This window comes from Flavobacterium daemonense, from assembly GCF_007341385.1.
In the GTDB taxonomy this organism is placed as follows: Bacteria; Bacteroidota; Bacteroidia; order Flavobacteriales; family Flavobacteriaceae; genus Flavobacterium; species Flavobacterium daemonense.
In genome coordinates this window covers 222,976-237,239 of the sequence record NZ_VJYD01000003.1, presented here as the reverse complement: position 1 = coordinate 237,239, position 14,264 = coordinate 222,976, and the positions used below count along the sequence as shown (strand labels likewise).

10 protein-coding genes are annotated in these 14,264 nt (G+C 34.0%); 1 reads left to right on the top strand and 9 read right to left on the bottom strand.

The genetic code is table 11. The annotated features are described in order from the left end of the window. Positions 1-82: 82 nt before the first annotated feature. From FND99_RS05470 to gdhA, 8 genes are all read right to left on the bottom strand, one after another. The gene (locus tag FND99_RS05470; RefSeq protein WP_144336971.1) at positions 83-682 is read right to left on the bottom strand and encodes a lipoprotein signal peptidase; all 600 of its coding nucleotides are present in this window, start codon (positions 680-682) and stop codon (positions 83-85) included. Between the two features lie 229 nt (positions 683-911). Next, positions 912-1,292: a TraR/DksA family transcriptional regulator gene (locus FND99_RS05465; protein WP_012022792.1), complete on the bottom strand. Its 381-nt coding sequence runs from the start codon at positions 1,290-1,292 to the stop codon at positions 912-914. Between the two features lie 6 nt (positions 1,293-1,298). Then, positions 1,299-4,700 carry an isoleucine--tRNA ligase gene (gene ileS / locus FND99_RS05460; RefSeq protein ID WP_144336970.1) on the bottom strand — a complete coding sequence of 1,134 codons (3,402 nt, stop codon included), beginning with the start codon at positions 4,698-4,700 and terminating at the stop codon, positions 1,299-1,301. Between the two features lie 130 nt (positions 4,701-4,830). After that, on the bottom strand, positions 4,831-5,544 hold the full coding sequence (gene recO / locus FND99_RS05455; RefSeq protein WP_144336969.1) for a DNA repair protein RecO: 714 nt from the start codon (positions 5,542-5,544) through the stop codon (positions 4,831-4,833). Between the two features lie 46 nt (positions 5,545-5,590). Beyond that, positions 5,591-6,556 (bottom strand): hypothetical protein, encoded by a 966-nt coding sequence (locus FND99_RS05450; RefSeq protein ID WP_144336968.1) that lies wholly within the window; start codon positions 6,554-6,556, stop codon positions 5,591-5,593. 3 nt (positions 6,557-6,559) lie between these two features. Further along, complete coding sequence (locus FND99_RS05445; protein ID WP_144336967.1) at positions 6,560-8,008, bottom strand: MBOAT family O-acyltransferase; 1,449 nt, start codon at positions 8,006-8,008, stop codon at positions 6,560-6,562. Positions 8,009-8,056: 48 nt separating this feature from the next. After that, positions 8,057-10,339: a type IX secretion system anionic LPS delivery protein PorZ gene (porZ, locus tag FND99_RS05440; protein ID WP_144336966.1), complete on the bottom strand. Its 2,283-nt coding sequence runs from the start codon at positions 10,337-10,339 to the stop codon at positions 8,057-8,059. Positions 10,340-10,469: 130 nt separating this feature from the next. Next, the gene (gene gdhA / locus FND99_RS05435) at positions 10,470-11,813 is read right to left on the bottom strand and encodes an NADP-specific glutamate dehydrogenase (RefSeq protein ID WP_144336965.1); all 1,344 of its coding nucleotides are present in this window, start codon (positions 11,811-11,813) and stop codon (positions 10,470-10,472) included. A gap of 325 nt (positions 11,814-12,138) precedes the next feature. Between gdhA and FND99_RS05430 the strand changes: the two genes are divergently transcribed. Further along, the gene (locus FND99_RS05430; RefSeq protein ID WP_144336964.1) at positions 12,139-12,930 is read left to right on the top strand and encodes a THC0290_0291 family protein; all 792 of its coding nucleotides are present in this window, start codon (positions 12,139-12,141) and stop codon (positions 12,928-12,930) included. 86 nt (positions 12,931-13,016) lie between these two features. On the opposite strand, the gene FND99_RS05425 is transcribed toward FND99_RS05430, so the two are convergent. Beyond that, positions 13,017-14,159, bottom strand: coding sequence for a cystathionine gamma-synthase (locus FND99_RS05425; RefSeq protein WP_144336963.1), 1,143 nt, complete (start codon positions 14,157-14,159; stop codon positions 13,017-13,019). Positions 14,160-14,264 lie beyond the last annotated feature (105 nt).

Genomic DNA, 14,264 nt, shown 5'->3' with positions numbered 1-14,264 from the left:
AATTCCAAATTCCAATATCTGCGCACAATGAACACTTTCAAATATTGGAATTTGGAATTTATTTTTTGAATTTTAAGATAATTTATGCGTGTTTTGGAAAAGCTCTTTTATTGAAAACCAACAAAATACCAACACCAGTAGAAATTGCTATATCGGCAACATTGAAAATTGCATTGAAAAAAGCAAAATGTTTTCCTCCAAAAATTGGAAGCCATGTTGGCAGATTTCCCTCCCAAATAGGGAAATAAAACATATCGACCACTAAACCATGAAACCAAGTTCCGTATGGACGAGGTGAAAAAAGTGTTGCAATATTGTGTTCACTGCCGTCAAAAATAACTCCGTAAAAAACTGAATCGATAATATTACCCGCAGCTCCAGCAAAAATCAAAGCAATAGCCACGATCAAATAAGTAGAATGACGTTTCTTGATAGCATCTGAAAGCCACCAACCAATTCCGAACACAGCAAAAATTCTAAAAACTGTCAAAATAAGCTTCCCATATTCTCCCGGAATTTTTGTTCCCCAAGCCATCCCTTCGTTTTCAATAAAATGAATTTTAAACCATTCAAAAACAGGATACTCATCACCAAGCATAAAGTTTGTTTTTACATAAATTTTTGACAGTTGATCGACAATTAAAACTAAAAATATAAGGAAATACGCTTTTCGTAATGACATTTTATAAAATTTTGATGGGCAAAAATAACAATTAAATCAAAAAAAACGTCTTTAAAAGAACGTTTATTCGTTAGCTACAAAAGTAAATGCCATTATTTGTTTCTAATTCCTCTTCAAAAGTTATTTTTCATTCTATTTGAATTAGACTACAATCTTTTAGCAAAAAATATACGCAATAAAAAAACGCTCCTTAAACAAGAGCGTTTCTTTTTATATAACTTAACAAATATTATCGTTGCAAATTTTTAGCTTCGATGCTCATTGTTGCATGAGGAACGATTTTAAGCCTTTCTTTGCTAATTAATTTACCTGTTACTTTGCAAATACCATATGTTTTGTTTTCAACACGGAAAAGCGCATTTTTCAAATCGCGAATAAACTTTTCTTGTCTGATAGCCAACTGAGAGTTAGCTTCTTTTGACATAGTTTCGCTTCCTTCTTCAAAAGCTTTAAAAGTTGGAGAAGTATCGTCTGTTCCGTTATTCAAATCATTCATATAAGCACTTTTAATCAAGTCAAGATCTTCCTGTGCTTTTTTAATTTTTGCTTGGATTATTTCTTTGAACTCTGCTAAATCAGCGTCAGAGTATCTTGTAATTTCATCTATCATTTTATATTATTTTGAAATTAATATCATTGTTTTAATATCATCAAACTCAATTTCTGTGCCGTTTTCTAAAGCGTCAACAAAAACCAAATCATCTGTTAGTGTCTCAGACTTAATATAGTCTTCATTTTTTGAAACAGCATCTTCTAAAACACCGTCTCTTTTAATTTGTACCTTAATCTTATCCGTAACTTCAAATCCAGAATCTTTACGGATATTCTGAATTCTGTTCACCAATTCTCTCGCGATACCTTCATTTTTTAATTCCTCAGAAATTGTAATGTCAAGTGCAACTGTTATTCCGTTTGAATTTGCAACCAACCATCCTTCAATATCCTGAGATGTTATTTCGACGTCTTCTAATGATAAAGTTACATTATTTCCAGAAATAACAATATCTAACGTTCCCTGCTTGTCCAGCTGGTTGATCTGCTCTGCAGAAAAACCTTGTATTTCTTTGGAAATCAGACTCATATCTTTTCCAAAACGTGGTCCAAGAGCTTTAAAATTAGGCTTAATTTGTTTTACTAAAATTCCAGATGCATCATCTAAAAGCTCAATTTCTTTCACGTTTACTTCGGCTTTCACAAGGTCAGAAATCGCTTCAATTTCAGCTCTCTGATTCTCGTCAAGTACCGGAATCATTACCTTTTGCAAAGGTTGACGCACTTTGATCATTTCCTTTTTACGAAGTGATAAAACCAAAGAAGAGATTGTTTGCGCCTTCTGCATTTTGCTCTCTAACGTTTTATTAACAAAGTTTTCGACAAATTTTGGGAACTCAGCCAAGTGAACACTGCTAAATTGCTCGGTTTGCGTTGAACTCGTTAAATCTCGGTACAATTTATCCATGAAAAAAGGAGCGACTGGAGCGCTTAATTTGCTAATAGTTAACAAGCAAGTATAAAGCGTTTGGTAAGCTGCAATTTTATCATGAGCGTATTCGCCTTTCCAGAAACGGCGACGGCATAAACGAACATACCAGTTACTTAAGTTCTCTTGAACGAAGTCAGAAATTGCTCTTGTAGCTTTTGTAGGCTCATAATCTTCATAACATTCATCAACAAATTTGATTAATGAATGAAGTTCAGAAATAATCCATTGATCGATTTCTGGTCTTTCGTTTAACGGAATTTCCGCTTCTGCGTATTCAAACCCATCGATGTTAGCATATAACGAAAAGAAAGAGTAAGTGTTGTATAAAGTTCCGAAGAATTTACGGCGAACCTCAGCAATTCCTTCAATATCGAATTTTAAGTTATCCCAAGGATTTGCATTCGAAATCATATACCAGCGCGTAGCATCTGGGCCATATTCTGCAATTGTTTCAAAAGGATCTGTCGCATTTCCTAAACGTTTCGACATTTTTTGTCCGTTTTTATCCAAAACCAAACCGTTTGAAACTACGTTTTTATACGCTACTTTATCAAAAACCAAAGTTCCGATTGCGTGCAACGTATAAAACCATCCACGAGTTTGATCTACTCCTTCTGCAATGAAATTCGCAGGGAAATCTTTATTCTCGTCGATTTTATCTTTGTTTTCAAAAGGATAATGCCATTGTGCATAAGGCATTGCTCCAGAATCAAACCAAACGTCAATCAAATCGCTTTCGCGCTTCATTAGTTTCCCAGAAGGTGAAACTAACGTAATTTGATCCACTACATTTTTGTGCAAATCAATTAAATCATAATTTGATTCAGACATATTTCCGATTTCAAAACCTTTAAACGGATTCTCTTTTTGAAAACCTGCTTCGATAGATTTTTCGATCGCATTATATAATTCTTCAACAGAACCAATAAGAACTTCTTCTTTTTTGTCTTCAGTTCTCCAAATTGGCAATGGAATTCCCCAATATCTAGAACGAGATAAGTTCCAGTCGTTGGCATTTTTGAGCCAGTTTCCAAAACGTCCTTCACCAGTAGATTTAGGTTTCCAATTGATAGTTTCGTTCAGGTCGAACATTCTATCTTTTACATCGGTTACTTTAATGAACCAAGAATCTAGTGGATAGTATAATAACGGCTCATCAGTTCTCCAGCTGTGTGGGTAACTGTGCACGTATTTTTCAACTTTAAAAGCTTTATTTTCTTCTTTTAATCGAATAGCAATTTCAACATCTACAGATTTCTCTGGAGCCTGTCCTGCATCGTAATATTCATTTTTAACGTATTTGCCAGCCAAATCACCTAAATGTGAAGTGAATTTTCCTTGCAAATCAACTAACGGAACTGCATTTCCTTCTTCATCCAAAACCAACATTGGCGGAACTTCCGGTTTTGCTTCTTTCGCTACTTTCGCATCATCTGCACCAAAAGTCGGCGCTGTATGCACAACTCCCGTTCCGTCTTCCGTCGTAACGAAATCTCCGGCAATTACTCTAAAAGCATTTTCAGCATTTTGATATGGTAATACATATGGCAATAATTGCTCGTAACGAATTTCTACTAAATCGGCTCCTTTTGTTTCAGTTAAGATTTTGTATGGAAGTTTTTTGTCGCCGTTTTTAACATTATCAAAATCAGCATCGTCTTCACTTAAGAAAAATCCTTTTCCAAATTGTTTTCCAACTAGATTTTTAGCCAAAACAACATTGATTGGCTCAAAAGTATATTGATTGAACGTTTTTACTAAAACATAATCGATTTTTGGCCCAACTGTCAAAGCCGTATTTGATGGAAGTGTCCAAGGCGTTGTCGTCCAAGCCAAAATGTGGATATCTCCAAAACCTTTTAAAAAGCTTGGAAGTGTTTCTGGCAAAGTTTTGAATTGCGCAACAATCGTAGTATCTGTAACGTCTCTGTAAGCTCCAGGCTGGTTTACTTCGTGAGAAGACAATCCTGTCCCTGCTTTTGGAGAGTAAGGCTGAATCGTGTATCCTTTGTACAACAAACCTTTATCATAGATTTGCTTCAAAAGCCACCAAACCGATTCCATGTATTTTGGTTTATACGTCACATATGGATCTTCCATATCAACCCAATACCCCATTTTTTCGGTCAAGTCATTCCATACGTCGGTATAACGCATAACGGTCTTTTTACACGCTTCGTTATATTCTTCGATCGAAATTGTTTTGCCAATATCTTCTTTTGTAATTCCTAATTCTTTCTCAGTACCCAATTCTACAGGCAAACCGTGAGTATCCCATCCGGCTTTTCTTTTAACCTGAAAACCTTTTTGAGTTTTATATCTGCAAAAAATATCTTTAATCGCACGCGCCATTACGTGGTGAATTCCTGGTAATCCGTTTGCTGAAGGCGGACCTTCAAAAAATACGAAAGGCTCAGCACCTTCGCGAGTTGTGACACTCTTTTCAAATATATTTTCTTTCTTCCAAAAATCAAGAACTTCTGACGCTACTGTTGGCAAGTCAAGTCCTTTGTATTCAGTAAATTTTGTACTCATTTTATCCTTTTCTTAAACGAGGTGCGAAAGTAAGGAATTTTGAGGAAAATAGATAAAAGATGAGAGAAAAAAGACCGCTTGGAGACAATTTCAGGTAGATTCCGCAAAAAATATTGCTTTTTTTGTTGATTTAAGAGAAAACTTCTTTTAAAATCTCCAAAGATTTAGGTTTTTTGAATCCGTCCAAATGAAAACTGTAATAATCAATCAAGATTTTAAGCAGCATTTGCCTTTCCAAAACATGAAAAACTTTCTGATCGTTGTCGAATTTTAAATCGATTAGTTTTTTCAATAAGCTCGTTTCATGTTCGGTGAGTACATTTCCATTTTGAAAATGAGTAAAAACGCCATCGTTCACATCAAAAAAAGGCAAATCGATTTCAGAAATATCTGGATAAAAACCCAGATATTTTGTGATTTCTAAAAGCAAAATCAAATGAAAATTCGAAATTTCATCGTGATGATCCAGCCAAGTCAAAGCCGTTTCCAAAAACAAAAAAAGTGATTCGTTTTTTTCTTCTTCTTGAATGGAATAATGAAGCACTTCCGACAAAAACATCACCATTGTACTTTTAAAAATATCAGTATGAATAGTTTGAAAAGGAACAGCAGTTTTCAACTCTTTAAAATTTTCCAACGTGCCTTTATTCTTATGAACAGCTTCGATTTCTAAAATTGACAACGGCTGAAAATAAGCAATTTTCTGGCTCGTTTTCCGACTCGAAAAAGCATCGCGCACAAAGTACGATTTCAGTCCGTTTGAAAGTGTAAAACATTTTACAATCAAACTTTTTTCCTGAAATTTTAAGGATGAGATTACTATGGCTTTGGTTTTTACTTGCATTTTTCTAGCGTCTAATTTCCAAAAGTAGCATTATATTATATAAAAACTATAATCGAAGTTTCTCCCTATTCGACTTTAAAATACCTGCAAATTTCTTTGTAAATATCTCTGCTCCTTTGCTATTTAGGTGATTTACGTTATAAAATAACGTTTTTTCATAACACATATTATCATTGGAAAAATCATAAAAACATAAATTATAACGCTTAGAAAGTTCTTTATAAATACCAATTATTTCATTTCTATTCGACACAAAATGTTGCCCTTCTATAAATTCAGGAGTATATAACAAAATTAAATTTATTTTCATCCCTTTACATTCTTTAATAAAAACTTCAAGAAGATCTCTAATGTTTTTATTCACTTGGGCCTTATACGATTTTCGCTTACTCTTAAGCTTATCAAAATCTGCATTCCATTGCTTATCCATGCCCAAAAAACCATTATGCCTATAATGCTGTTTTGAAGTTCCATCCTTCAGATATTTCAAACTCTCTCTTAACACACTACTCTTACCAATATACCTTACTAATGGAATATAATAATCCCAAACATCATAGCTAATATATGAATCTGTATAGCTCCTAACATTTTCGTTCCAGAGCATATAGGGAAGATATTGATCAGCTGCATATAAACCAACTTCTTTTTTCAAAGAAAACATATCAACCGACAGGATTATTGTTTTTGGCTTCTTATTATATTTAAAAAATTCTAGATGGCGTAAATATTGCAAATCAAACGAATGCCCATCATTTCCAAAATTATACACAGACAAATTCAATGAATCCTTAACTATTTCCGGATCAACATGAACCCATGCTCTAGATGATCCATAAATGGCAATATCACAATTTGCTTTTGAATTATAAATATCATTCATCACTTCAAATTCACCTGGATATTCAATTGATTTCTTCAGAAAATATGAAATTCCAAAATCAAGGGGAAACGAAATAACAGCAATAGGCAGTATGAAATAACAGACCAATTTAAAAATAAATTTTTTCATACTTTAAAACTGAAAATAAATAAATTGTTGTTCTTTACCACTAAAACAAAAAATAGCAACGATAATCATATAATAAAATAAATATCTAAAAATAGGCTTCCATTTTAGTCCAAACTTAGCTATTGCAAATTGATTTTCTCTACCTATCCATTCAATTAGAACAAAAAATGACAATAATAAAAACAATATCTTTTTAAAATCATCACCATGATATATAGGATAACTAAACAACGAACTCGAAAAAATCTCCGAAATATAATTCAAAGCATGTTTCAGGTTATCTGCTCGAAAAAATATCCAAGCAAAAACGGTTAAACAAAATGTCAAACTCATTTGAAGAATTTCTTTCAAATTAGGTACGCATCTACCTTGAGCCACAATATTCAGATTTTTCCTATTTGTTCTAAAAATAATTGAAGGCATAATATACATTGCGTGTAGAAGTCCCCATACTATAAAGGTCCAATTGGCTCCATGCCAAAAACCACTCACTAAGAAAATGATAACGGTATTCCTGATTTTCATCCAAGTTCCGCCTTTACTTCCACCTAAGGGGATATACAAGTAATCCCTAAACCAAGTTGAAAGAGAAATATGCCATCTTCTCCAGAATTCTGCAATATCTCTAGAAAAATAAGGAAAAGCAAAATTTCTTAATAAGTCAATACCAAAAAGGCGTGCTGTTCCTATGGCAATATCAGAGTAACCAGAAAAGTCTCCATAGATCTGAAATGCAAAAAATATTGCACCTAATACAAGTGTACTACCTGAATATTGGACAGAATTATCAAAAATCTCATTAGCACATTGAGCACATTGATCAGCTATCACAACTTTTTTAAACAATCCCCATAAAATCTGTCGCAATCCGTCTGCGGCTAAAGCATAATCAAAAACTCTTTTCTTCTGAATTTGAGGAAGAAGATGTGTAGCGCGTTCGATAGGCCCTGCAACAAGCAAAGGAAAAAAACTTACAAATACAGAATAATCGACAATGTTTTTTTCTGCAGATATCCTTTCTTTATAAATATCAATTACATACGATAGGCCATGAAAAGTATAAAATGAAATTCCAACCGGCAATAACACATCTAATGTCAAAGGATTTATATGAAAACCAAACTCAGAAACGCCTTCAGCAAAAGATTCAACAAAGAAATTATAATACTTAAAAATACCTAAAAAACCAAGATTAATAGATATACTAAGCCAAAACCAAAATTTTCGAGTGGTTTGATTATTAGATTCAGCAATTTTTATTCCTGAAAAAAAATCTAACATCGTAGAAAAGATTAACAGGAATAAAAACCTCCAATCCCAGCAAGCGTAAAAAAAGTAACTCGATAAAAGCAATAATATGTTTTGAGCTTTAAGTGATTTATTAAATACAAACCAATACAATATAAAAACTAATGGTAAAAAAATCGCAAAATTTATAGAATTAAAAAGCATTAAAAAGATTTGTGGTTTGCATTTAGTTATTAATTATTTATAAATTTCTTATCGAATAATCATCAATTTCTTAACCTTTGTTTCTCCACCGTCTTGAGCTGAAATAAAAATCATATAAACTCCGGAAGTAACTTTATATTTTCCAAAAGCAGTTGTATCCCACTCTATAGTTCCTCCTTCTGAGGTAGTCTCATAAACCAAATTCCCTTCAATGTCTGTTATTTTAACATTGGCTTTATTTAATAATCCAGCCACTTTTACGGTGCCGCTATAGGTTGGGCGAACTGGATTTGGATACACATACACACTATTCAAATCCTCATTGGCTTCAGTATTAACCCCTTTAAAAGAAATCAATCCTTTATTAGTAGCAATAAAAACTTCGCCAGTGCTGCTGTTTATTTTAATTTCATTTATGGCGTTGCTCGGTAAAGGAGAATTGCTGATTGTAAAATGGTATTTCGTTTCTTGTCCGTTTGGCGAAACCATAAAAACACCAGAATCACTGGTACCAATCCATTTATTATTTGCGCCGTCAACTGCAATTGTGGTTATAAATTGCTCATAGAGCAGTTCTTGAGCCACATTATCTTCCATAATTATAATTGGATTTGCTTTTAGCTGACTCTCATTTTGAAAATTCCCAACATTTGACAAAACGCGCAACCCCTTTGTTGTTCCTATCCAAAGCTGATTTTTAGTATCAATTGCCAGCGCTCTTACATCAGCAACTGGAAGATTTCCAGCATCGGCACCAAAAGCCATTTTTTTGAATGTGTTTGTCGCTTCATTAAAACCAACAACACCGTCGCGATTTGTTGCAATCCATTTTACATTATTTCTATCCACTAAAATACTCGCATAACTGCTCGCCTCGGCATCATCCAAAATCGAAGTCATTGCATAACTTCCCCATTGATTATTCGATTTCAAAACTTTCAATCCGTTTTTGATTCGGCTGTTGGTTACCCACAAATTCCCATTTTTATCAAAAGCCGTCGCATTAATGCGGACATCAATATAACTTGGACCTTCAGTCGTAATCGATTCTAAACCACTGTTTTTTTCGTTGTACAAAAAGTTCGGCACATCATTTTCTATTCGGAGCAATCCAGAAAAGAAAGAACTTGCATAAACTTGATTCTCATTTTTTGGATTAACAATAACTCTAGTAATCGACTTTGCATTTAAAACAGAAGAATAAGGGATATTCAACCAGCCAGAAGTATTGAATTTGCTGACTCCATAACTATCTAAATCGTACGGATTATAATAGGTATCATAATCTCCATATACAGCCCAAAGAACATTTGGCGTAACATCCATCGAAAAAATATTGTTTCGCGCTGGTCCGGCAGGCGTATTATTCGCAAATGTGCCGTTGCTCGAAAGTGATGAAGAAAACAAACCTTTTTCTTTTGTTCCAATAAAAATCACATCGCCTACAGCAGTTGCGCATGTAAAATTCAAAGTATTATCTAAAACCTGCGAATTACTGATTTGACGAATCAAAGTCATTTGATTATTATAGACATAAACCGCATTTGAAATCGTAATAAACAAATTATGATTTTTTGCCCTCATATCAACCGAAGCCTGCGGAAGCTGAAAAAAACCAACAAAATTACTTGAGTTGAATCGGTGAATATTACCAGCAGAATTAATCGCAATCAATTCTGTATCGATACTTTCAATACTTGACCAATCGCCAGAATTGACAACAGACCACTGCTGAAAATCATTTAAGTTAGGATTCGTAATATCGGCGCGGCGTATTCCGCTTGAAGTTGCTGCATAAATAAATCCGTTAAAAAATGCAGTTTGCTTTACACTGATTTCTGCACCATTGTCACCAATAAAATACGTATCGCCAAATTGAGATGTTGCCAAATTGAACTGTACAATTCCGAAATCACAGGAAACATAAACCAATCCGTTATGCTCCATAAAATGATTGATTTTTTTGATATTTGGTGCTAATTGTTTGTTGATGATATCGACAACTTTCAGCATACTTCCATCAGCCTCATTAATCACAATCATAAGACCGTTTTCATAACCAACGATTGTTTTTTTGAAAGCCTCACTATAATAAACTGCCGAAATCGTCTGTCCTGAAAGTCCATCAACAGTTGTAATGGTTTTGCTAGTATTTGCTGTAGTATTTTTAACAAACAAAGCATTTTCTGAAGCCGCATAAACCGCAGAAGATGATTCTGAAATATCTTTTATTTCGTTAAACGAAAAATAACCTTGCCATGACAATTTATTCTGCGAAAAAGCAAATTGAAACAGGAGCAAAAACAAAATATACAGAAAACCTTTTTTCATTATTTTATGCATTCAGATTGACAAATATACTACAAACGAAAGTATTTGTTTTTTGTTCTTATACAAATAAAAAAATGCCTTCAATTGTCTCGCAACAATCAAAGGCATCTCAAAAAACTATAACTAAAAATTACACTACACCTTGAGCCAGCATAGCATCGGCAACTTTAACAAATCCGGCAATGTTTGCTCCTTTTACGTAGTTTACATAACCGTCTTCTTCAGCACCGTATTTTTTACATTGATTGTGAATTCCAACCATGATATCTTTTAATCTCAAATCCACTTCTTCACTTGTCCAGTTCAAACGAATAGAGTTTTGCGTCATTTCTAATCCAGAAGCTGCAACTCCACCAGCGTTAGCCGCTTTTCCAGGTGCAAAAAGCACTTTATTATCTAAGAAAAGTTTAATTGCATCTAAAGTAGATGGCATATTCGCCGCTTCAGTTACACATAAAACTCCGTTGTCGATTAGTTTTTTAGCATCATCTCCGTTCAATTCGTTTTGAGTAGCACAAGGAATCGCAATATCAACTTTTACTTCCCAAGGGCTTTTTCCTTTATGGAATACCGCATTTGGATATTTTTCTAAATATCTTTCTGCTCTGTTATCACCAGTTGCTCTCATTTCAAGCATGTGGTCGATTTTTTCTCCAGAAATTCCTTCTTCATCATAAATATAACCATCAGGACCAGAAAGCGTAACCACTTTTCCTCCTAATTCATTTACCTTCAAAGCAACTCCCCAAGCAACGTTTCCAAATCCTGAGATCGCAACTCTTTTTCCTTTAATTTCGTGACCAATAGTACGAAGCATTTGATCTGTAAAATATACAACTCCGTAACCTGTAGCTTCTGGTCTGATTAATGAACCTCCGTAAGCCAAACCTTTTCCAGTTAAAACTCCGGTAAATTCATTTCTGATTCTTTTATATTGACCAAACAAATAACCAATTTCTCTTGCTCCAACACCAATATCTCCAGCAGGAACGTCAAGGTCTGGACCAATGTGACGACACAATTCTGTCATAAACGATTGGCAGAAACGCATAATTTCACCATCAGATTTTCCTTCTGGATCAAAATCAGAACCTCCTTTTCCTCCTCCCATTGGAAGAGTTGTCAAACTGTTTTTAAATACTTGCTCAAATGCCAAGAATTTTAAAACTGATAGGTTTACTGTGTGATGAAATCTTATTCCACCTTTATAAGGTCCAATCGCTGAGTTCATCTGGATTCTAAATCCTCTGTTTACGATGATTTCTCCTTTGTCATCAACCCACGGAACTCTAAAAATTACAGATCTTTCCGGTTCAGCTATTCTAAGAAGTAAATTTTTCCCGTCATATTTTTTTCTTTCAGCAATAAACGGAATAACCGTTTCTGCAAATTCTCTGACAGCTTGAAGAAACTCTGGCTCGTTTGGATTTTTTGACTCCACCAGAGCCATAAATTCATTTATTTTTTGTTCCATTTTTAAATCAATTATTCAAATAATAGTTTTTAGCTTACATCTAATTATAATACGAAAATACGCAATAGAAAACGTTTTCGTAACAACATGCAAAGATAAGGCAAAACAATCATGATTTGTTATTTTTTTTCGTTTTTGGAGAAGAATTGTGTATTTTTTAAACAAAAGGAAAAATACAATTTTACACGTCCGGAATTACACCAATTAATCCCACTTAAAGTCAGAAAATTAAGTGTTTTGTTACTAATTTTTTAATAGACTTATATAATATTTTGTTTAGACAACCTTTTTTATATATTTGCCATGATTTGAAAGCCCCCATACTATGCTCAAACCCGTAATTATCACGCTATTTGCCTTTTTTGCAATCAATACCACAGCGAATGCACAATCCAATTTAGCACAAGAAATAGGAATATTCGCAGGACCTGTTACACTGCAGTCAGATTTTGGACAAAGAAACAATTTTGACACCAATGTTGGGAACAGTGGATTTGGAATTGGACTGATGCATTTTATCAACTTTTCAGCAGCCAATAACCACGAAAGTTTTTTCACAGAGCACTTTAAAGTTCGATCTGAACTTTCATTTAGCCATACACAATTAAAACATTATGGAGAATGGGTTGATAAAAAACCACCTACATTAGCAGTTATACTTCTCCAAAACATGCATGCTAGCTCAACAACGGTAGGATTAGGATCTCAATTAGAATTTTCGCTAATTAAAATTCATGATTTCGAAAACACAGTTGGCAGCTTTAATCCGTATGTGAGTGCTGGATTCCAGGTAAATTATTATTCTGCAAAAGTGGGTTCTCATTTAGGAGACATGACACTTCCAAGTGTTACAGTTGGGAAATATCTAATGCCATCTGACGGACGACCTCACGGATTTTCAACAGAAGACGGAGTTGTAGTCTCTGCAACTGGAAGCATAGGTGTTCACTATAAAATGACAACGATGAGCGATTTGATGTTTGAAACACGTTTTCAGATGTACAGCAACGACTGGATCGACGGTTTAAATCCAAATAAAGACGTTTATAAAGAAAACAAGTCAAATGACTGGCAAGTTTGGTTTAACTTTGGATATATCTACTACTTAGAATTCTAAAAATATTTCAAGCTCTAAAATATAAAATCCCAAATTCCAATTATAAGATCGGAATTTGGGATTTATTTTTATTTAGAATCTAATCTTTATGCCAAAGCTTGTTCCAAATCGGCAATTAAATCTTCCGCATCTTCAATACCAACGCTCAATCGAACTAAATCATCAGTAATACCAACTTCTGCTCTCTTATCTGCAGGAATTGAGGCATGCGTCATCAACGCCGGATGATTTGCTAAAGATTCAACACCACCTAAAGACTCTGCAAGTGTAAACACTTTCAATTTCTCTAAAAAGTCAATAGAATCTTCTTTTTTACCCGATTTAAAAGTAAACGAAACCATTCCGCCAAAAGCTTTCATTTGCTTTTTAGCAATTTCATGAAACGGATGATTTTTTAATCCAGGATAATAAACCGTCTTAATTTTTGGATGATTACTCAAAAACTCCACTACTTTTTCTCCGTTTTCACAATGTCTTTGAACACGTAATGAAAGTGTTTTAATTCCTCTTAAAACCAAGAAACTGTCCATTGGCCCTAAAGTTGCGCCCGTAGCAAACTGCTGAAAATGCAATTGATCGCCTAATGCTTCATCTTTTACAATTAAAGCGCCGGCAATAACATCAGAATGTCCTCCTAAATATTTCGTTGCTGAATGCATTACGATGTCAGCTCCTAGATCAAGAGGTTTTTGCAAATAAGGCGTTGCAAAAGTATTATCAACAGCAAACAAAACATTATTTGCTTTTGTGATTTTGGCCACTTCTTCAATATCAGCCAATTTCATTAATGGATTTGTTGGTGTTTCAACCCAAACCAATTTTGTGTTTTCATTGATTAGCGACTTCAACTTAGCAAGATCGGTCATATCAACAAAATGGAATTTAATTCCGGAATCTTTATAAATTCTAGAAAACATCCTGTACGTTCCGCCATATAAATCATCCATTGCAATGATTTCATCACCTGCTTTAAACGATCTCAAAATACAGTCTGTTGCCGCCAATCCAGATGAAAAAGCAAGACCGCGTGTACCATTTTCAATACTTGCCAACGCATTTTCTAAAGCTGTACGAGTTGGATTAGACGCTCTACTGTATTCATAATCTGCTAAAGGTTTTCCTGGACTTGTCTGGATAAAAGTTGAAGTTTGATACACCGGAGGCATTACTGCTCCTGTACTTGGATCATGATGCTGACCTCCATGTATTACTTTAGTATTGAATTTCATATAGTTACAAATTTTAAATGCTTAAATACTGTACAAATTTACCGTTTAATTTATTCTAATCCTGAACCAAGTTCTTACCTTTGTATATAATTAACACTTTTTTAC